This window comes from Pseudomonas sp. GM60 (assembly GCF_000282415.1).
GTDB lineage: Bacteria > Pseudomonadota > Gammaproteobacteria > Pseudomonadales > Pseudomonadaceae > Aquipseudomonas > Aquipseudomonas migulae.
In genome coordinates, this window is sequence record NZ_AKJI01000077.1 from 58,305 (window position 1) to 78,010 (window position 19,706).

Below are 19,706 nucleotides of genomic sequence, written 5' to 3' on the forward strand. Positions count from 1 at the left end.
GGGCGCCTTTCTGGTTTGATTGAATGCTTACAGCAAATCGTACTGCTTGAGTTTCTTGCGCAGGGTGCCTCGGTTCAGCCCGAGCAGCTCGCTGGCCTTGGTCTGGTTACCCTTGACGTAGTTCATCACGCACTCGAGCAGGGGCGCCTCGACTTCGGAGAGCACCAGGTTGTACACATCCGTGACGGCAGCGCCCTCAAGGTGGGCGAAATAATTGTGCAGCGCCTTCTCGACACTCCCGCGAAGGGTCTGGCCTTCTTCGCTTGGCGTATTGAGGTGCTGTTTCAAATTCACGTTGTCGCTCACGGGTGTTGTTCCACTCACTAAAGTCTCGGTCATCATCGTCATGCGGCCACCTCTTCTCCGTCCCCTGTCAGGCTCTTGTAACGTTCGGCGAAGAAGCCCTGAACGTTGGCGCATTGTGCTTCCGTATCTTCCAAACGATTGAAGTGGGCGCGAAACTCCCTGGCGCCCGGCAAGGTTGCGAGATACCAGCCCACATGCTTCCGAGCGATCCGGACACCCATGACATCTCCATAGAAGACGTGCAGTGCGGCCAGATGCTCTAGCAGAATGCGTTCCACCTCGATCAGGTCCAGCGCCGGGAGTTTCTCGCCGGTACGCAGGAAATGGTCGATCTCGCGAAAAATCCATGGCCGCCCCTGGGCAGCCCGTCCAACCAACAGTCCATCGGCACCGGTCGCGTCGAGCACGTAGCGGGCCTTTTCCGGCGAATCGATGTCGCCATTGGCGAAGACCGGCATCGACACGGCCTGCTTGATCGCGGCAATGGTGTCGTACTCGGCTTCACCGGTGTACAGATCGGCACGGGTGCGGCCATGGACCGCCAACGCCGTAATGCCTGCCTGCTCGGCGATCTTCGCCACCGTCAGACCGTTCTTGTTGTCCCGGTCCCAGCCGGTACGGATCTTCAAGGTAACCGGCACATCAACCGCAGCCACCACGGCCTGCAGGATCTCGGTCACCAGTGCTTCATCCTTCAACAATGCGGAACCGGCGGCCTTGTTGCAGACCTTCTTTGCCGGACAGCCCATGTTGATATCAATAATCTGTGCGCCCAGTTCGACGTTGGCCCTGGCCGCATCCGCCAGCATCTGTGCATCACCACCGGCGATCTGCACCGAGCGTGGCTCGGGATCACCTTCGTGGATCATGCGCATGCGCGATTTGCGGGTGTTCCACAAACTCATGTCGCTGGTGACCATTTCCGAGACTACAAGTCCTGCGCCCAGTCGCTTGCACAGCTGACGAAAGGGTTGGTCGGTGACACCCGCCATAGGGGCGAGAATCAAGCCGTTGTGCAATGTGTATGGACCGATGCGTACCGCCGACATAGGACTTTCCAGTTGTGGGGCCGGATCATGAGAGTTCGAAAAAGGGTTGGCATGATACCCGCTCTCGATGACTGGATAAAGGCTGAATTGAACAAAATCTGAACAGTTATTCTGTTATTGCCAGCAGTTTGGTATGAGCGGTCTCTGCCAGAAATGTGCCGTCAAACCCGTAACATTGAAGCGTTTCACTCGGGTGAGTGAAAGCTCAGGCTGTAGTTCACGGCTTTGGCGCCTGGGTCGAGGATGTCCAGGGCGATGTGGATCGGCGTTTGCGGCGGCATTTCCGCCATGCCTTCAAGATCGCCGTTGAGGTACTCGCCGGGCTTGAAGCGACGGCTGGCGATCAGGTGACCGTTGAGGTCGGCAAAGCGCAGCTCCAGCAGCGGGAACGGCTGGGAGAAGGGCGCGCGGTTGTAGATGATCGCGTCGACCACCAGCGCGCCATTGAATTCCGGATGGCTGCGCACCACCAGGTTGCTGCTCTTGATTTTCGCGATGTCGACTTTCGACGGCACGGTGCAGCCGATTTGCGGGCAGAACTGCTGGAACCACGGACGGTACTGATCCTGACGAGCCAGTTCATCAAAATGGTAAGCGATGTATTGACCCGCGAGCGCGCCAGCGCCGAGCAGGATCAGCAGCAACCAGAAAAACCGACGCCCCCAGGGCGAGCGGCGTTTTTGCCAGTCAAGTTGCAGCGGGTCATCGGTCAGGTCTTGCAGCACCTCGGCGCGTACGCCCGGTTCGCTACGTTCACGGCGTTTGCGCAGCGGTTCGATCGAAGGCAGGTCGTCGTCGATATCGTCACTGGCGTCGGTGGCTGACAGGCGTTCGTGATGGAGCGGGGCGTCGAGTGGATCGTTCAGGCGCAGTTGCGGCGGCAGAGGCTCGTCGTCCAGTTCCACGGGTTCCAGGGACAGCGAGGGTTCGGTGCGCGAAGGTTTGCTCGGCTCGATCGCCGGTTCCGGCGTGAGGGGGGCTTCTGCCGCTTCCGCCGCTTCCGCCGCTTCGGCGCGATCGGCAGCGGAGTCGCTGAACAGGCTGTCGGACCACGGCTCTTCGTCGTGCTCGGCGCTATCGCGGCGGGCGCTCAGGCTGTCTTCGCGGTGGCGACCGAATTCGGTGGTCGGCTGGATTTCCCGCTGTTCCAGTCGAGCGAGTTCTTCATCCAGGTCCAGGCTGTCCAGGTCCAGTTCGGCGGCAGTCCACTGCTTCTGGCTGATGGCCCGAGGTTCTGGCTCGGCTGTCTCGACGATGGCCGGAGCCGCCGGGGGGATCACTTCCTTGCCTGCCTGCTCAAGCAGTTGCTTGGCGGCGTTGAACACCTGCAGGCACGAGCCGCAACGAACCACTCCACGGGCCACGCTCAACTGAGCATGGCTGACGCGGAAGCTGGTTTGGCAATGCGGGCACTGGGTGACGAAGCTGTCGGTCATGCGGCGATCCGGATTATGCAGGCGCTCATTCTAGCGCCGACGGCCAGTGATGCGCACCCAGCCATCGCGATTGGCGATCGGGTCCAGATCGAAGTCCTGCGCGTAGGCGGCGGCTACTTCATCACCTTGCTCGGCGAGGATGCCCGACAGCGCCAGGCGACCACCCGGCTTGACCAGGCTCGACAGTTGCGGTGCGAGGGAGACCAGCGGGCCGGCGAGGATGTTGGCCACCAGCACATCGGCCTTAACCTGCGGCAGATCTTCCGGCAGATACAGCGGGAAGAGCGCGTCGGCGATGTTGTTGCGACCGGCGTTGTCGCGCGAGGCTTCCAGCGCCTGCACGTCGATGTCAGTGCCGACGGCTTCCTTGGCGCCGAGCAGCAGGGCGGCAATGGCCAGGATCCCCGAGCCGCAACCAAAGTCCAGCACGTTGCAGTCTTTCAGGTCCTGACCGTCGAGCCATTCCAGGCACAGCGCGGTGGTCGGGTGCGTGCCGGTGCCGAACGCGAGGCCCGGGTCCAGCAGAATGTTCACGGCGTCGGGTTCAGGTGCTGCGTGCCAGCTCGGCACGATCCACAGGCGTTGGCCGAAGCGCATTGGCTGGAAATCGTCCATCCAGCTGCGTTCCCAGTCCTGGTCTTCGATGACTTCGCTGTGATGCTCGGGCAGCGGGCTGCCGGTCAGCAGCTCCAGATGTGCCAGGACCGAAGCGGCTTCGGTGCCGCCTTCGAACAGGGCCAGCAGGTGAGTGTGCGACCACAGCGGGGTGGTGTTGAGTTCCGGTTCGAAGATCGGCTGGTCTTCGGCGTCCATGAAAGTCACCGACACGGCGCCCACTTCAAGGAAAGCGTCTTCGTAGGTTTCGGCTTGTTCTGGGCTGATGGCGAGACGGACTTGCAGCCAAGGCATGGCGGGCACCTTTGAAAAATATTGATTGCAGCCTAGCGGGCTGCGAGAAGCGCGCAAGTTTACGCGAGCGCGACGCAGAAGACGACCGGGCGATTTAGCTCTTCGTAGGAGCGAGGCTTGCCCGCGAACCAGGCGCCGCGGTATGTCTGTATGACTGATGCGCGCCCTTCGCGGGCAAGCCTCGCTCCTACAGAAAGATATGAAACCTTCAGAAAAAACAAAGCCGCCCGAAGGCGGCTTTGTTGATCAGGCTAAAAGCTTAGTGCTTTTCGCCAGCCAGCTTGTGTTCCAGGTAGTGAATGTTCACACCACCTTTGCAGAAGCCTTCATCGCGGGTCAGGTCGCGGTGCAGCGGGATGTTGGTCTTGATCCCGTCGACAACGATTTCGTCCAGCGCATTGCGCATGCGCGCCATGGCTTCGTCACGGGTTGCGCCGTAGGTGATCAGCTTGCCGATCAACGAATCGTAGTTCGGCGGAACGGCATAACCGCTGTACAGGTGCGAATCGACGCGAACGCCGTTGCCGCCTGGAGCGTGGAAATGCTTGACCGTGCCTGGGCTTGGCATGAAGGTTTTCGGGTCTTCGGCGTTGATCCGGCATTCCAGCGCGTGACCGCGGATGACCACGTCATCCTGGGTGAACGACAGCTTGTTGCCGGCGGCGATGCTGAGCATCTCCTTGACGATGTCGATACCGGTGACCATTTCCGAAACCGGGTGCTCTACCTGGACACGAGTGTTCATCTCGATGAAGTAGAAGTGACCGTTTTCGTAAAGGAACTCAAAGGTACCGGCGCCGCGGTAGCCGATGTCGATGCACGCCTTGACGCAGCGAGCGAGGACTTCCTGGCGTGCTTTCTCGTCGATGCCCGGTGCCGGCGCTTCTTCGAGAACCTTCTGGTGACGACGTTGCAGCGAGCAATCGCGGTCGCCCAGATGAATGGCGTGACCCTGGCCGTCGGAAAGTACCTGGACTTCCACGTGACGTGGGTTGGTCAGGAATTTTTCCAGATAGACCATCGGGTTGCCGAACGCCGCGCCTGCTTCGGAGCGGGTCAGTTTCGCCGAAGAGATCAGGTCTTCTTCGCTATGCACAACGCGCATGCCGCGACCACCACCGCCGCCAGCGGCTTTGATGATCACCGGGTAACCGACTTCGCGACCGATGCGCAGAGCGGTTTCTTCGTCTTCCGGCAGCGGGCCGTCAGAACCCGGAACGGTTGGAACGCCAGCAGCGATCATCGCGTGCTTGGCCGATACCTTGTCGCCCATCAGGCGAATGGTGTCGGCTTTCGGACCAATGAAGGCGAAGCCGGAGTTCTCGACCTGCTCAGCGAAATCAGCGTTTTCCGCAAGGAAACCGTAGCCTGGGTGAATGGCGGTGGCGCCGGTCACTTCAGCCGCGGCGATGATTGCCGGGATGTGCAGGTAAGAGTGGGCGGCCGAGGCCGGACCGATGCAGACGGATTCGTCTGCCAGGCCCAGGTGCATCAGCTCTTTGTCGGCCTTGGAGTAAACGGCGACGGTCTTGATGCCCATCTCTTTGCAGGCACGCAGAATCCGCAGTGCGATCTCACCGCGGTTGGCGATCAGAACTTTTTCCAACTTCGCAGTCATCAAAGTTTCTCCGCGGTTCAAACGATGGTGAACAGCGGTTGGTCGTACTCAACCGGCTGGCCGTCTTCGACGAGGATGGATTCGATCACACCGCTGGTTTCAGCTTCGATGTGGTTCATCATCTTCATGGCTTCGACGATGCACAGGGTGTCGCCTTTCTTCACGGTCTGGCCGACTTCAACGAAGGACGGCGAGCTTGGCGAAGATTTGCGATAGAAGGTGCCGACCATTGGCGAACGGGCAACGGTGCCGTTCAGGACTGGAGCGGACGGTGCAGCAGGAGCGGCAGCGGCAACCGGGGCAGCAGCGGCAGGCGCTGGAGCCGGAGCGTGCATTGGCGCCGGAGCGTAGTATTGCTGAGCCGGGGTTTTGCTATGGCGGCTGATGCGAACGGACTCTTCGCCTTCCTTGATCTCGAGCTCGTCGATGCCGGACTCTTCCAGCAGTTCGATCAGTTTCTTAACTTTACGGATATCCATGAATCATCAACTCCCAAGGGTCGGTCAGGGGCGTATAGCTTGTTGTTCAAGCTGCTCTAGTGCAGCCTCCAGGGCCAGTCGATAACCGCTGGCGCCAAGGCCGCAGATCACTCCCACCGCTACGTCGGAGAAGTAAGAGTGATGGCGGAAAGGTTCGCGTTTGTGCACGTTAGACAAATGCACTTCGATGAATGGGATGCTCACCGCCAGCAGCGCGTCACGTAATGCGACACTTGTGTGTGTAAAAGCTGCTGGATTGATCAGAATGAAGTCCACACCTTCGCTGCGGGCAGCGTGGATGCGGTCGATCAATTCGTACTCGGCGTTGCTTTGCAGGTGCAGCAAATGATGGCCGGCTTCACGAGCGCGGCGTTCCAGGTCCTGATTGATCTGCGCCAGTGTCGTAGCGCCATAGGTGCCCGGTTCACGGGTGCCGAGCATGTTCAGGTTGGGGCCGTGCAGAACCAATAGGGTCGCCATCTGCTGTTCCTCGTTATCCGTGTGCATTTGTCAGAACCCGGCGACTATGCCGCAAAGCCTTTGTGACTGTCCAGTTCTATGCAATAGCCAGCACGATGGCCGATGTTTGCGCGAAATATGTGACCGGGTGATTAAATCCGGTCATTTGCTTTGGATACACGTTCGGCGAAGTCCGCGGCGCTGATTTCGCCGATCACTCGTACATCGGCGCGTTCGGCACCGTCCTTGCCGAAAAACATCAGCGCCGGTGGACCGAACAGTTTGTATCGGTCGAGGAGGGCGCGTTGCTCGGCGTTGCTGGCGGTGATGTCGAAGCGAATCAGCCGATAACCCTTGAGGCGTTCGACGACTTGCGCGTCGTTAAGCACTTTGTGTTCGATGACTTTGCAGCTGATGCACCAGTCGGCGTACCAGTCGAGCAGCAGTGGCGTACCGGAGGATTTGGCTTCGGCGAGGACGCGATCGAGTTCAGCCGGAGTCGTGACGGTTTGCCAGTCGCTGGTGTTTTGCGACTGCTCGTTGCTGTTGACGACACGCGGCTGGCCGATTGGATTGAGCGGATCGGTCTGGCCACTGAAGGCGCCATACCAACAAGCCAGTGCATAAAACAGCAGGAACATTCCGAGTAACTGGCCCAGGCGTTTTCGCGGGGGTTTGTAGACGAACTCCAGCGCGCCCATGAACAAACCGACACCACCGGCCAGCAAGCCGATCAGCAACAAAGTGATCTGCCCCGGCAGCACGCGACTGAGCAGGCCGACCGCCAGACCCAGCAATAGCACGCCAATCGCGTTTTTCACGTAGACCAGCCATGGTCCGCTTTTCGGCAGCCAGGCGGCGCCGCCAGTGGCCACCAGCAACAGCGGTGCGCCCATGCCGAGGCCGAGCATGAACAGTTTCAAGCCGCCGCCCAGCGCATCGCCACTGGCGCTGATGTACAGCAGCGCGCCGGCCAGCGGTGCCGAGACGCAGGGTGAAACCAACAGACTGGAAACCACGCCCAGCACCGCCGCGCCCCACAACGAACCGCCTTCGGTGCGCCCGGCAATTCGGTCCAGCCGACTGCTGATCGCGTGCGGCAACTTGAGTTCGAAGACACCGAACATCGCCAAGGCAAACAGCGCAAAAAACATTGCGAACGGCACCAGCACCCACGCCGATTGCAGCCGCGCCTGAAGGTTGAGCTGTGCGCCGAACATCCCCATCAACGCACCGAGCAGGGCGAAGCAGGCGGCCATCGGCAGCACGTAAGCGAGCGACAGGTTGAAGCCACGCAAGCCACCCACCTGGCCACGCAACACCACGCCGGAGAGGATCGGCAGCATCGGCAGCACGCAAGGGGTGAAGGTCAGGCCAAGGCCCGCAAGGAAGAACAATGCCAGTTCCCGCCAACTCCAGCTCGTGGTGGCGCCGCCACTGCCGTCGATATTCAGGCGTTCGGTCTCGGGCGGATAGCACAGGCCTTTGTCGGCACAGCCTTGATAGGTCACCGCCAGCGTGAAGGCGCGCTGATCGCTGCGCGGCAGTTCGACATCGAGAATCCCGTGGTAAACCTCGACGTCGCCGAAGTACTCATCGTGTTTCTGCTCGCCTTTGGGCAGCTGTGCCGGGCCGACTACGATCTCGGCAGGGTCGGCGCGAAACTGAAAGCGATGGCGGTAGAGGTAATAACCCTCGGTGGCGACGAAACGCAGCTTGATCGATTGTGGCGTGCTGTCTATCAGGCTCAGTTGAAAGGCTTCGCGCACCGGCAGGAAGTCGGCGCTGTTGTTGATCGAACCCAGGGTGGAACTGGGGCGACTCTCCAGCAAACCGCCGGCGGTGGCCGGCAGGGCGAGCACTAAAAGCAGCAGGCAGAGCAAACGGCGCATGACGATCTCGCGTATCGGAATTGGGGGCATGATAGCGGACAGTTGCACGGTGTGCAGGGCAGGGAGTTCTGTGGTGATTGTTCTGGCGCCATCGCCGGCAAGCCGGCTCCTACAGGTACGGCGGTGTCCTTGTAGGAGCCGGCTTGCCGGCGATGGCGGTTTATCAGACGCGGAAAGCTTGAACGGCCGTATGCAACCGCCCGCCCAACACCAACAAATGCTCGCCTTGCTCACGTCCCTCACCGATACGCAGCAAGTTATCCCCGCCCAATTGGTGAATCCGCTCACTGTGATCGCGGATTTCGCTGACGGCTCCGCTCTGCTGAGCCGTGACATCGGCGATGCGTACGGCGGTGTCGGAAATCGTCTGGATCGCCCCGACGATTTTATCCAGCGCGCCGTCGGCCGCTTGAGCCTGATTGGCTGTCGCCTCGGCGTGTTCAACCTGCGCGCGCATGCCTTCCACCGACTCTCGGGCCGCTGTCTGCAGCCCGGCGATCAAGTTCTGGATCTCCGCCGTAGCGCCTGCGGTGCGCTGCGCCAATGACCGAACCTCTTCCGCCACGACGGCAAACCCGCGTCCCATTTCCCCGGCGCGGGCCGCTTCAATGGCGGCGTTCAGGGCCAGCAGGTTGGTTTGGTCGGCAATCGAGCGGATCACCGTCAGCACGCCGCCGATGGTGGCGGACTCCTCGGCCAGATGTTCGATCATCTGTGCATTGCTTTGCACTTCGCCCACCAGCGCATGCAGCCCGGTGAGGCTCAAACCGATGACTTTCTGTCCATGTTCCACCGCCAATCCAGCATGGCGGCTGGCGTCGGCAGCCTGGCTGGCATCGCCGGCGACTTGTTGAATGGTCGCTTCCAGCTCGCCGAGGGAGTCGCGGATCAACGCGGTGTCACCTGCCTGATGTTCGGCGCCGCTGTGCAAATCATTGCTCAACTCGGCCAGGGTGCGGCTGCTGCCCGCAACCTGCTCGGCGTTGAGGCGAATGGTTCCGACCAGATCGACGAGGTAGGCGCGCAGTCGATTGAGCGAGGCCTGGATGTCATGCAGTTCGCGATTGGTCTTGCCCAATTCGATGTCGCGGCTGAAGTCGCCTTCGGCCCAGGTAGAGAGTGCTGGCGCGAGGTTGGTCAGCGTCCGGGCCAGGCGCCGCTGCAGGGTGTCGATGAGTAATGCGATCAGCAGAATCAAGCCGATCATCACCCCTTGCATCAGCCGCACTTCGCTCTGGATCTGCCCGTGCTGGGCACGGACCACCGGTTCCAGCCCGGCGATGGACTGTTGCACGGCAGCGATTTTCTGGTGCGTCGCGGCGCTGAGGTCGGCGCGTTTCTGGATCTGCTCGCGGGTTCGCGCCAGCTCTGCGGGATAGCGCGTCAGCAGGCCGTTGAGCTCGCGCTTGAGGCCGACGCCGGCATCTTCCGCAACGGTTTTTTCGGTGTTCTCCAGGCCCATCATTGCCGCGAAATCGTCGGTACCCGATTCACTTTTACTGGTCACGCCCAAGAGCGGCAAGGCGTTCAGAAGCTCGGCTTGCGTGCGGATGTTGATGACTTCGCGCTCGACATCGGCGGCCAGTTCGCTGCGGCCGCTGCTGACCAGTTTGTCCCGCGCCAAAGAGAGTTTTCCCAGGTGTTGGGAGGCCGCGAGCAATGGCGTCAGATAGCTCGCGTTGCTGCTGGCGTATTGACTCAACTGGTCGAGGCTGGCGCCGAGTTCGCGTTCGGCTTGCAGCAACAGCGCCTGAGGATCGCCCGCAAGTTTGCCAGCGGCCAACAGGTCGGTTTTGCTGAATTCATCCAGGTTCGACAGGCTCGGGCGCAAGCTGTCGGCCAGCGTCGGCGGTAGCTCGGCAAGTTCCTTTTGCAGGCCGTCGATGGCTTGGCTGGCGCTGCTCAGGCGCAAGGCATCGCCGCTGGCCAGGTAATCCTCGATGTTGCGCGCCACTTCATTCTGAAATTGCTGGGACAACCCGAGGTAGCGCTCCATCAATAGATAGGGGCGCTCCAGGGCTTTTTGCGACCACCAAAGCGTGGCGCCGAGGGCCACGCACACGGCGACTAGAAGGAGGGTGTTGAGATTGGTCAGCAGCTTCAGGCGCATCAAGGGACTACCAACGGCGAAATGGTAAGTGCCTGAAGTTATTGCGTTTCTGTTACAGGGTTATGACTGAATGGGTCGATTCCGATGAAAAAGTGGCACTTTGCTTTGACGTCCGTGCGGCTTGTACACGGTTGCGTCCGGCATGCTTGGCGCGGTACAGCGCTTCGTCCGCCTGGCTGGCCATCATCAGGCCGTCGGAGTCTTCGCACAGCTCGACCACCCCGGCGCTGAACGTGCACCAGAGGTCCTGGGGCTGAGCGGGGTAATGGATTTCGGCGAAGCGCTGACGGATTTCGTCGAGGACTTTACAGGCCGCTTCGATATCGGTGTCCGGCATGACGATGGCAAATTCTTCGCCGCCGTAGCGGCCGATGAAATCGGTCTTGCGCAATCGTTGCTTGAGGAACAGCGCCAGGCTCTTGATCACACGGTCGCCCATGGGGTGGCCGTGGCTGTCGTTGACCCGTTTGAAGTGGTCGATGTCGAGCATCGCAAAGCTCAGCGGCTTGCTCTCGCGGCGGGCGCGGAAGCTGCAGTCTTCGAGCAATTGCAGGATGTGCGTGTGGTTGTACAGCCCGGTGAGGCTGTCGCGGACCATCCGCGCTTTCAGATTGCGCGCCCGTGCCGCGCGGTTGCGCACGGTGGTGATCAGGTGCCGGGGCTTGATCGGTTTGGTCAGGAAGTCGTCGCCGCCCTCGCTCATGGCGTCGAGCTGCTTGTCCAGATCGTCTTCGGCCGACAGGTAAATGATCGGCACGCTGACATAGCGGTCATTGTGGCGGATCACTTTGGCCAGTTCCGTACCGGTGCAGGCCGGCATGTACATGTCGAGAATGATCAGGTCGGGCTGGAAATCCGCCAGTTCGGCCATGGCCTGGATCGGCTCGATCAAGGTGCGCGTGACGATCCCGGCGCTGTTGAGCAGGCGCTCGGTGTGCAAGGCCTGGGCGCGGGAATCGTCGATGATCAGCACTTTATAAGGTTCGTACTGTGCGACGCAGGTCAGGACTTCGATTTTCTCCAGCAGGCTCGAGGCTTCGAGGGTGCCGGTGAGAAATTCCTGGCCGCCGGCACGCACCGCGGCGAGGCGGGTCGGGGTGTCGGTTTCGAGCAGGCTGAAAAACAGCAGCGGCAACGGTTCATCCAGGCCGACCTGGGCTTCGGCGGCCAGTTTCAGGCCGACGCCGGGGCCGCTGAAGTCCACGTCCATGACAATCGCGGCAGGCAAACGCTCGACCATCGAGGAGCGAAACGCCGACACGCTGTCGAGGGACTGGGCGCTGAGGCCGAAAAATTCCAGTTGTTTGGCCAGTCGCTCGGCACGGTCGTGATCCTGCAGCATCACGTAGATCGGCTTGCGCAACGGCGGCAGGAAGGTTTGTTCGAGCTGATCGCCATGGCGCAGGCCGGTACGCGACAGCCGCTGCATCAAGCGATTGAGGTCAGTGATCAGGCCGCTGCTGAGGCGCCCGCGATTGGCGTCGACAGCCTCCAGCGACTGGCCGATGTGGCGCGCCAGCTGCGTGTGTTCCGGTTGTTCGAAGCGCTCGGCGAAACGCAGCAGGCGCAGGTTGGCTTCACTCAGTTCCGATAAGTCGGTGGTGGACCACTCACTGCGTTGCAGGCGCTGCCAGATCTCAAGAATTTGACGTGCCTGATGAATTACCCGCTGGGCAAAGTGGTGCTTGAGGCGCTCACGGCTGGGGTCTTCTGGCTCGGTCATATCCTGACTACTAGTTAGGGTGCATGCTGAGATCGACTGGTGGCTCTATGCTAGCACCTCTTTTCAGTCGCATGAGTGTCGTATGTCAATAATCTGCAATGCGACGTCATTCAGTTTCTGACTGGCGGGTCTGAAAATGTGTGTCGGTGATCTGGCATTACCCATGATCAGGGCCTCTCCTGTCTGTTTTCGCGAATCGTCTGTCATCCCGGCGAGCGTTACTTGTCAGGGAGTTCTGATTTTTCGCCAGCAGACTTGAACCGGATTTTCGGCTGGTAGGGTGTCAGGGAAACCCTTAGATGCCATCGGCCCATCATGACCCAGTGTTTCAAAGAACATCCCAGCGACGAGCAGCGCCTGAATCACAACAGCACACCCGTTGCTGATTGTGAATGCAAAGAAGAACTGCTCTATGGGAGCAAGACGTTTGTTACCGACGTCCCGATTCTGACGTGCGCGTGCCTATGGCGGCACTACCAGCGGGAGGCGGAGGACATCGTCGCACCTGGAGGGGTATTGATTGCCGACCCTGTTGAGCGCAACCGCGTTATCAACGCTGCGTACGCTCGACTCTGGTTGCACGATTCCAGGTTTCAGTGGGCCGGGCTGGCGGCGTTTGCCTCCAAGCAGGTGGGCTGCGGGTTGCTTCACGCGGCGGACAGCATCGAACTGATCCGTGAAGAGCATGAGTCGCGGGAGCGTATGCGTGACAGTCGTCGAAAGTACGGTTTGTTGACGCCGGACAGGATGGCCGGGCAGGCGCAAAAGTTGCGTGACTATAAGGAAGCGGATGCACGCAATCCGGTGCCCTCTTTGGATTTTCATTCAACGGGTGAGGAGCTGTCGCTGGTGCAGCAGCGACATGATGGCGCTGGGGAACACCACGCTGTTTCTGGATGTTTTTCCGTTGCATGAGTTTTATGCGAAACGGGGGTTCAGAGAGTTGAAAAAGTGTTTGGGAGCACGGGCGGGAATATTTGGGCATCCGAGGTTTCCGGTGCTGTGGCCAGCGGGGAAGGAGAAGCTGGAATTCGGGCTGGATTACACCGAGATTTTGCTGGGTTTTGAGGCAATAGAGGACGGAGATATTGCGGGTAGTGTTAGGCATCTAGCTTGGCATGAGCAACAGAATATTCTCCAGCCAACTATTTACAAGGATCGGCAGTTGGTCAGCTTACTGCTTGCCAACCATGCATCCTACGTCACTGGGTTTCCTTCAGGCGTTGCCCAGGCGATTGAGTTGACCCTTACCAGCCAATGTGAGCGCGTCGAGGACGAGCGCACCATTGGTTTCAGCAATAACCCGCTGGCGGACTTGTCGGATATCCAGCAGCGAATGCCTTTCGTACTTCGCGCTGCAGCACGCTTTGATCAGATGCTTAATGACACAAACCGAAGTGTACTTGAGCAGTCGATCGTCGAGATTGCGTCTGGGCAGGTAATCCCATGAGTTTGCGGCCAGGTATCGACCACTGGTGGCTTGGGGCGGGTTTGCTGTTTCTGGCTGTCCTGCTATGGATGGCTACGAATCAGTTAGTTAAGTCTCTATCGCAAGAGCCGGTCATCGCATTGGAAATGGGGGGGACCTACGAAACCTTGCGCAAACATTCTTCAGTTCCCTTCAGCCCTATGATCCCCGGGGAAATCTGGATGGGGCTTCCCAAGACGGATGCGCGCCTTCGATTAATCGATCCGCAGTACGAATTCGTCACACCGAGAGCGCGCTTTTTCACTGTTGTATTTGACGACAATATCGTTAGCAGCATCCGCATGTCCCCGCAGATCGAGCCACTACTGATCGATGATGCCCTCAAGGTAGTTCTCGATCTGCAAGACCAATGGCGCGAAAAAGGCTGGGTGGCAAAGGGGCTACGAAACAATCCCACGATCGCGGATACCCCTGAGTGGCGGGCTTACTTGAGTAGAGGAATTCTTTCCGGGCGATCCTATTGGCAGGCGGGCGACAAGTATCAGGCCATGCTGATACTGGGACGCTTCGAGGATTATCGAAATCCGAGTCAGGAACGCTACCTCATCACCTTGGACCTCGGTAAAGCCTGGAGGCCCTTCGACGAAATCGAAGACATGTACGACGAACCCAGTCACTTCCCAGCCCCACAACCCAAATAAAAAGGAGCCCCACCATGCCAACTCCCGCCTTCATGACCCTCCACGGCGAACACCAAGGCCTGATCAGCGCTGGTGCTTTTACTGAGGCGTCGGTGGGCAACATCTATCAAAAGGGGCGTGAGGACCAAATCATGATCCAGGCCCTGAGCCACGGTATCTTCGTACCGAAAGGGTCTGGCGCAGGTCGTCGGATGCACAAGCCCTTGATCGTCACCAAGGCCATCGATAAAGCGACTCCGCTGATCAACAACGCTTTATGTTCTGGAGAATTGCTAAAAATATGCCGCGTCGAGTGGTATCGCACCTCGGCTCAGGGAATCCAGGAACACTTTTATACGATGGAACTGGAAGACGCGGTGATCATCGGCGCTGAAGTGCTCATGCCGCATTGCCAGGATCCCGGTACCGCTCACCTCACTTAAGTGGAGAAAGTCCATTTCAGTTACCGGCGCATCTATTGGCGGCATGAAGTCAGTCGAACCATGGGGTCCGATGAGTGGAGCACTGAGGTGCCGGGATGAGGTTGGTCAACGAGCTCGATCTGTCCGAATGGGAGCGCCAACATGCCTGGCCCAGTGAGCAAGCGCTGGAGCTTGTGCGCCAGGCGCTGCAAGATCGGCAGCTTATCGATGGAATGGACGAGCTGCGTGCCGGCCTGCTGATCGATATCGAGAGCGAGGTGCTTGACCCGATCGAGCGGGGGGAATGGCGGTTGGTCAGGCCTGAAGCCGATTACGCTGATTGGGTAATGCCGGAGCGGACGTTTGATCCGAAGATAATGGAGCTGATGCAAAATCCGCCCGTTCAGCCGTCGAGAACGCCAAGAGTCTTTTGCCTCCGGGACAGCGCAACCGGTGAGCCGCTGGCGCTGCATGACTACATTGCGACGGTGGATGGGGACACGGCGCCACGCAGGACCGACGGCAAGGGCATTGCTCATCTGTTTACATCAACGGGGTGGCAGCAAATTTCAATGAAGGTCATTGGCGTTTAACCCTGGCAGGGCGACTAGAATTCATCGGCGCACGGTTGTCACAGACCTGACGCTAATTTCTGCGGATAACCCGACGACGGGTGCCGGGCAAAGGCACGTTGTTGTATGGTTGTGGTCGAACCGATGAACTCAAGTGATTGAAAGGATATCGCCATGCTGGACTGGAAGAACCGCGCGGGCAGCGCGCCTGAACGTGCCGCTGAACCGAAATCGGCTACCCGCAGTTACATCGGTGGCCTTTTGTTCAGTCGGGCGCTGGCCACGCTGATCGGCCTCTATCTGATTGTGGCCTTTGTGCTTGGCTGGTACTGGAGCCAGGAGCCGGCGCTGTTCCCGGTCCAACAGAATGCTCAAGTGGCGGCCGAGAAAGAAGGCAAGCAAATGGTCATCGGCTACACCACGGTCGAAACGCTCAAGACCGTTGCCGACACCTTGCTGACCAAACCGGGCGGCTATATCTCCAACGACCGTTTCCCGCCGGGCCTGTGGATGGACAACACGCCGAGCTGGGAATATGGCGTGCTGGTCCAGGTCCGCGATCTGACGCGGGCGCTGCGCAAAGACTTCGCCCGTTCGCAGTCGCAATCGGCCGAAGACGCCGATCTGGCGAAAGCCGAGCCGCGTTTCAACTTCGACAATAAAAGCTGGGTGCTGCCCTCCAGCGAGTCCGAGTATCAGGAAGGCATCAATTCCCTGAGCCGCTATCAGGCGCGTCTGTCCGACCCGTTGCAGAAAAACGCGCTGTTTTATGCTCGCGCCGACAACCTGAACAACTGGCTGGGCGATGTGGGCACCCGTTTGGGTTCGCTGTCGCAACGCCTGTCGGCCAGCGTTGGCCGGGTCAAACTGAACACCGCGCTGAAGACCGAAGTGGTCGCGCCGGGCCAGGTGCCACAGGTTGACGAGGAAATCGTCGAAACCCCGTGGATGCAGATCGACAACGTGTTCTATGAAGCTCGCGGTCAGGCCTGGGCCTTGTCCCACTTGCTGCGTGCCATCGAAGTCGACTTCGCCGATGTGTTGGCGAAGAAGAACGCGACCGTCAGCGTGCGCCAGATCATTCGTGAACTGGAAGCGTCGCAGGAACCGGTCTGGAGCCCGATGATTCTCAACGGTAGCGGCTTCGGCGTACTGGCCAACCACTCGCTGGTCATGGCCAATTACATTTCCCGGGCCAACGCCGCAGTGATCGATTTGCGTCAACTGCTCAATCAGGGCTGAGTCATGGTCGATAACGCCAGAGAGGCCGCCCACCGCGCGGCCTCGGATGCCGAACAGATCGCCTGGGTCGACGAGCAGGACAACCTGCTCGGCGCCCTGGTCCGCTCGGACCTGCGCGAGCGCGGGCTGATCGGGCGCGGCACCTACATCATGCTGTTCAATTCGGCTGGCGAACTCTGCGTTCACCGGCGCACCCTGAGCAAAGCGATTTATCCGGGTTACTGGGACGTGGCGGCGGGGGGCATGGTGCTCGCCAGCGAAACCTACGCCGAATCGGCCGCCCGCGAGCTTGAAGAAGAGTTGGGCGTGAGCGGGGTGGAACTCACTGCCCATGACCATTTTTTCTTCGAAGACACCGGCAATCGTTTGTGGTGTTCGGCGTTTTCGGCAGTGTGGGACGGGCCGTTGACCTTGCAACCGGAAGAGGTGCTCGAAGCGCGCTTTTTGCCAATCGATGAAGTGCTTCGGGAAATCGACGAAAAGCCTTACTGCCCGGACTCTCTGGCCGCGTTGAAGCGCTATCTCCGGGCTCGTGGCGGGGACGTCGCAAAAGAGGCATAAATTGGCGCCGATTGGCTCTTAGCAAGTCGGCTTTTTGCCGTTACACTGCGCGACCTTTTCAAGCTGAACCGTATTGCTTTCCTGTAGGAGCGAGCTTGCTCGCGATGAACGCAAAGACGACGCGCAGTTTCTGAACGCACGCGTTATCGTTGAAGTCCATCGCTGGCAAGCCAGCTCCTACAAAGGTTGTTTCGGTTCAGTAGCGCTGCCCCTGCCTGAGTGGGGCTTCGCGGTCGATGGCACCTGCCCAGGTTGCCGCGACCAGTCTTTGTCCTCCCAAGAGGATTGCCGGTGGCCAAAAAAGCCGCATCCTTCGCCGCCCTTGGTGGCCTGGTATTTTCCACCGACGCAGGTCGTCATTGCCCGGATTGCAGTAAGCCGGTGGACGCCTGTATCTGCAAACAGACCGTTATCCCGGCCGGCGACGGCATCGCTCGCGTGCGTCGCGAAAGCAAGGGCCGTGGCGGCAAGACGGTGACCACCATCACCGGCGTGCCGTTGGCTGAAGACGCGCTCAAGGACCTGGCCACCACGTTGAAGAAACGCTGTGGCACCGGTGGGGCGTTGAAAGACGGAATCATTGAGATCCAGGGCGATCATGTCGAGCTACTGTTGGGCGAGCTGATCAAACTCGGTTTCAAGGCAAAGAAGTCCGGCGGCTAGCAGCCTCTGTGAAAACCACCCTCGGCTTGACCCGGTCCTGATTTCTTCTGGCCTGGCGTCGCCTACATGGTTTTCACAGAGCCTGTTCTGACCGGTTTCTAAACTCACTGCGGTCAGCGAGGTCTATCCCCTCGTTGACGAACCGTCATTTTCATCCTTTAGACTGCGCCGGCCTGAACCCAGGCGACGCTCTATGACTTCTTTATAGGGGACTTCAATGTCCGTACGACGCACACGCAAAGACGATGGCAGCCAATGGACAGTTGCGGACAGCCGCAGTGTTTACGGGATTCGCCATTGGGGGGCCGGGTATTTCGCGATCAATGACGCCGGTCGCGTCGAAGTTCGTCCGAACGGTCCGGCCAGTTCGCCTATCGACCTGTTCGAGCAAGTCGACCAGCTGCGTAAAAGCGGCTTGTCCTTGCCGCTGCTGGTGCGTTTTCCGGACATTCTGCAAGACCGCGTGCGTCAGCTGACCGGCGCCTTCGATGCCAACATCGAGCGCCTGGAATACCAGAGCAAGTACACCGCGCTGTACCCGATCAAGGTTAACCAGCAAGAAGCGGTGATCGAAAACATCATCGCCACGCAGAACGTTTCCATCGGCCTGGAAGCCGGCTCCAAGCCTGAGCTGCTGGCCGTGCTGGCACTGGCGCCGAAGGGCGGCACCATCGTGTGCAACGGTTACAAGGACCGCGAGTTCATTCGGCTGGCGCTGATGGGCCAGAAGCTTGGCCACAACGTGTTCATCGTGATCGAGAAAGAATCCGAAGTCGGCCTGGTGATCGAAGAAGCCGCCTCGCTGAAGGTCAAGCCGCAGGTCGGCTTGCGCGTGCGCCTGTCGTCCCTGGCTTCGAGCAAGTGGGCGGACACCGGTGGCGAGAAATCCAAGTTCGGTCTGTCGGCGGCGCAACTGCTGTCGGTGGTCGAGCGTTTCCGCGCGGCGGGTCTGGACCAGGGCATTCGTCTGCTGCACTTCCACATGGGCTCGCAGATCGCCAACCTGGCGGACTACCAGCACGGTTTCAAGGAAGCGATTCGTTACTACGGCGAACTGCGCAACCTCGGCCTGCCGGTTGACCACATCGACGTCGGTGGCGGTCTGGGCGTCGACTACGACGGCACGCACTCGCGTAACGCCAGCTCGATCAACTACGACATGGACGATTACGCCGGTGTCGTGGTCGGGATGCTCAAAGAGTTCTGCGACGCGCAGAGCCTGCCGCACCCGAACATTTTCTCCGAAAGCGGCCGTTCCCTGACCGCGCACCACGCCATGCTGGTGGTGCAAGTCACCGACGTCGAGAAACACAACGACGACGTGCCGAAGATCGACAACAAGGAAGAGCTGCCGGAAACCGTGCAGTGGCTGGTTGACCTGCTCGGCCCGACCGACATCGAAATGGTCACCGAAACCTACTGGCGCGCCACTCACTACATGAGCGACGTGGCCACCCAGTACGCCGACGGCAAGCTGACCCTGGCGCAAAAAGCCCTGGCCGAACAATGCTACTTCGCCGTGTGCCGTCGCCTGCACAACTCGTTGAAGGCGCGTCAGCGTTCGCATCGTCAAGTGCTCGACGAACTCAACGACAAGCTGGCCGACAAGTACATCTGCAACTTCTCGGTATTCCAGAGCCTGCCGGATACCTGGGCCATCGGCCAGGTCCTGCCGATCCTGCCACTGCACCGTCTCGACGAAGAGCCGCTGCGCCGCGCGGTGCTGCAAGACCTGACCTGCGACTCCGACGGCAAGATCAAGCAATACGTCGACGAGCAGAGCATCGAGACCAGCCTGCCAGTGCACGCTCTGAATGAGGGCGAAGACTACCTGCTGGGGATCTTCCTGGTCGGCGCCTACCAGGAAATTCTTGGCGACATGCACAACCTGTTCGGTGACACCGACTCGGTGAACATCTACCAGAATGCCGACGGCAGCGTGTACCACGCGGGTATCGAAACCCACGACACCATTGAAGACATGCTGCGTTACGTGCATTTGTCGCCGGAAGAGCTGATGACCCACTACCGCGACAAGTGCGCCAGTGCGCGCATCAGCGCGGCCGAGCGCACCCAGTTCCTCGACGCCCTGCGTCTGGGCTTGACCCGTTCGTCTTACCTGTCTTCCTGAGGTAAGTCGCCGTTCTCGCCAGGTT

At 59.9% G+C, this 19,706-nt stretch carries 15 protein-coding genes and 3 pseudogenes; 8 read left to right on the forward strand and 10 right to left on the reverse strand.

The genetic code is table 11. From position 1 onward, the window contains the following. Positions 1-27: 27 nt before the first annotated feature. The 10 genes and pseudogenes from fis to gcbA all read right to left on the reverse strand — a co-directional run bounded on the left by fis (position 28) and on the right by gcbA (position 11,981). A complete protein-coding gene (gene fis / locus PMI32_RS10265; RefSeq protein ID WP_007907419.1) occupies positions 28-348 on the reverse strand; it encodes a DNA-binding transcriptional regulator Fis in 321 nt (106 codons plus the stop codon). Continuing rightward, on the reverse strand, positions 345-1,355 hold the full coding sequence (gene dusB / locus PMI32_RS10260; RefSeq protein ID WP_008031257.1) for a tRNA dihydrouridine synthase DusB: 1,011 nt from the start codon (positions 1,353-1,355) through the stop codon (positions 345-347). The genes fis and dusB overlap by 4 nt, the downstream gene beginning before the upstream one ends. Positions 1,356-1,540: 185 nt before the next feature. Beyond that, positions 1,541-2,791: a DUF3426 domain-containing protein gene (locus PMI32_RS10255; RefSeq protein WP_008031258.1), complete on the reverse strand. Its 1,251-nt coding sequence runs from the start codon at positions 2,789-2,791 to the stop codon at positions 1,541-1,543. Between the two features lie 30 nt (positions 2,792-2,821). Further along, complete coding sequence (gene prmA, locus PMI32_RS10250) at positions 2,822-3,700, reverse strand: 50S ribosomal protein L11 methyltransferase (protein WP_008031261.1); 879 nt, start codon at positions 3,698-3,700, stop codon at positions 2,822-2,824. A gap of 259 nt (positions 3,701-3,959) precedes the next feature. Beyond that, positions 3,960-5,318: an acetyl-CoA carboxylase biotin carboxylase subunit gene (accC, locus tag PMI32_RS10245; RefSeq protein WP_008031262.1), complete on the reverse strand. Its 1,359-nt coding sequence runs from the start codon at positions 5,316-5,318 to the stop codon at positions 3,960-3,962. A 17-nt stretch (positions 5,319-5,335) separates the two neighbouring features. Next, on the reverse strand, positions 5,336-5,797 hold the full coding sequence (accB, locus tag PMI32_RS10240; RefSeq protein ID WP_008031264.1) for an acetyl-CoA carboxylase biotin carboxyl carrier protein: 462 nt from the start codon (positions 5,795-5,797) through the stop codon (positions 5,336-5,338). A gap of 24 nt (positions 5,798-5,821) precedes the next feature. Then, positions 5,822-6,277, reverse strand: coding sequence for a type II 3-dehydroquinate dehydratase (gene aroQ, locus PMI32_RS10235; RefSeq protein ID WP_008031265.1), 456 nt, complete (start codon positions 6,275-6,277; stop codon positions 5,822-5,824). Between the two features lie 131 nt (positions 6,278-6,408). Beyond that, positions 6,409-8,148 (reverse strand): protein-disulfide reductase DsbD, encoded by a 1,740-nt coding sequence (locus tag PMI32_RS10230; RefSeq protein ID WP_008031267.1) that lies wholly within the window; start codon positions 8,146-8,148, stop codon positions 6,409-6,411. 163 nt (positions 8,149-8,311) lie between these two features. After that, positions 8,312-8,818: pseudogene (locus tag PMI32_RS31110) on the reverse strand (methyl-accepting chemotaxis protein); the annotation flags it as partial. 1,492 nt (positions 8,819-10,310) lie between these two features. Further along, a complete protein-coding gene (gene gcbA / locus PMI32_RS10220; protein WP_008031270.1) occupies positions 10,311-11,981 on the reverse strand; it encodes a diguanylate cyclase GcbA in 1,671 nt (556 codons plus the stop codon). 315 nt (positions 11,982-12,296) lie between these two features. On the opposite strand from gcbA, the pseudogene PMI32_RS0128975 reads away from it, so the two are divergent. The 8 genes and pseudogenes from PMI32_RS0128975 (at position 12,297) to speA (ending at position 19,681) form a co-directional block, all read left to right on the forward strand. Further along, positions 12,297-13,431: pseudogene (locus PMI32_RS0128975) on the forward strand (DUF2515 family protein). Beyond that, positions 13,428-14,111, forward strand: a complete 684-nt coding sequence (locus PMI32_RS10215) for a hypothetical protein (protein WP_008031273.1) — start codon at positions 13,428-13,430, stop codon at positions 14,109-14,111. Before PMI32_RS0128975 ends, PMI32_RS10215 begins: the two are co-directional and overlap by 4 nt. 14 nt (positions 14,112-14,125) lie before the next feature. After that, positions 14,126-14,632, forward strand: a pseudogene (locus tag PMI32_RS10210) (Hcp family type VI secretion system effector). Continuing rightward, positions 14,629-15,105, forward strand: coding sequence for a hypothetical protein (locus PMI32_RS10205; RefSeq protein ID WP_008031275.1), 477 nt, complete (start codon positions 14,629-14,631; stop codon positions 15,103-15,105). Before PMI32_RS10210 ends, PMI32_RS10205 begins: the two are co-directional and overlap by 4 nt. A gap of 153 nt (positions 15,106-15,258) precedes the next feature. Further along, entirely contained in the window at positions 15,259-16,326 is a 1,068-nt protein-coding gene (locus tag PMI32_RS10200; RefSeq protein ID WP_008031276.1) for a DUF2333 family protein, read from the forward strand. 3 nt (positions 16,327-16,329) lie between these two features. Continuing rightward, entirely contained in the window at positions 16,330-16,887 is a 558-nt protein-coding gene (locus PMI32_RS10195; RefSeq protein WP_008031277.1) for an NUDIX hydrolase, read from the forward strand. A 291-nt stretch (positions 16,888-17,178) separates the two neighbouring features. Then, positions 17,179-17,550 (forward strand): translation initiation factor Sui1, encoded by a 372-nt coding sequence (locus PMI32_RS10190; RefSeq protein WP_008031278.1) that lies wholly within the window; start codon positions 17,179-17,181, stop codon positions 17,548-17,550. Between the two features lie 217 nt (positions 17,551-17,767). Continuing rightward, a complete protein-coding gene (speA, locus tag PMI32_RS10185) occupies positions 17,768-19,681 on the forward strand; it encodes an arginine decarboxylase (RefSeq protein ID WP_008031279.1) in 1,914 nt (637 codons plus the stop codon). The last annotated feature ends 25 nt before the right edge of the window (positions 19,682-19,706 follow it).

What these genes read in the sequence shown, in the direction of transcription:
- gcbA (WP_008031270.1), bottom strand. Translation starts at nt 11,981, where the DNA reads ATGACCGAGCCAGAAGACCCCAGCCGTGAGCGCCTCAAGCACCACTTT.
- prmA (WP_008031261.1), bottom strand. Translation starts at nt 3,700, where the DNA reads ATGCCTTGGCTGCAAGTCCGTCTCGCCATCAGCCCAGAACAAGCCGAA.
- dusB (WP_008031257.1), bottom strand. Translation starts at nt 1,355, where the DNA reads ATGTCGGCGGTACGCATCGGTCCATACACATTGCACAACGGCTTGATT.
- PMI32_RS10230 (WP_008031267.1), bottom strand. Translation starts at nt 8,148, where the DNA reads ATGCGCCGTTTGCTCTGCCTGCTGCTTTTAGTGCTCGCCCTGCCGGCC.
- PMI32_RS10215 (WP_008031273.1), top strand. Translation starts at nt 13,428, where the DNA reads ATGAGTTTGCGGCCAGGTATCGACCACTGGTGGCTTGGGGCGGGTTTG.
- PMI32_RS10205 (WP_008031275.1), top strand. Translation starts at nt 14,629, where the DNA reads ATGAGGTTGGTCAACGAGCTCGATCTGTCCGAATGGGAGCGCCAACAT.
- PMI32_RS10195 (WP_008031277.1), top strand. Translation starts at nt 16,330, where the DNA reads ATGGTCGATAACGCCAGAGAGGCCGCCCACCGCGCGGCCTCGGATGCC.
- accB (WP_008031264.1), bottom strand. Translation starts at nt 5,797, where the DNA reads ATGGATATCCGTAAAGTTAAGAAACTGATCGAACTGCTGGAAGAGTCC.
- fis (WP_007907419.1), bottom strand. Translation starts at nt 348, where the DNA reads ATGACGATGATGACCGAGACTTTAGTGAGTGGAACAACACCCGTGAGC.
- accC (WP_008031262.1), bottom strand. Translation starts at nt 5,318, where the DNA reads ATGACTGCGAAGTTGGAAAAAGTTCTGATCGCCAACCGCGGTGAGATC.
- PMI32_RS10200 (WP_008031276.1), top strand. Translation starts at nt 15,259, where the DNA reads ATGCTGGACTGGAAGAACCGCGCGGGCAGCGCGCCTGAACGTGCCGCT.
- PMI32_RS10255 (WP_008031258.1), bottom strand. Translation starts at nt 2,791, where the DNA reads ATGACCGACAGCTTCGTCACCCAGTGCCCGCATTGCCAAACCAGCTTC.
- aroQ (WP_008031265.1), bottom strand. Translation starts at nt 6,277, where the DNA reads ATGGCGACCCTATTGGTTCTGCACGGCCCCAACCTGAACATGCTCGGC.
- speA (WP_008031279.1), top strand. Translation starts at nt 17,768, where the DNA reads ATGTCCGTACGACGCACACGCAAAGACGATGGCAGCCAATGGACAGTT.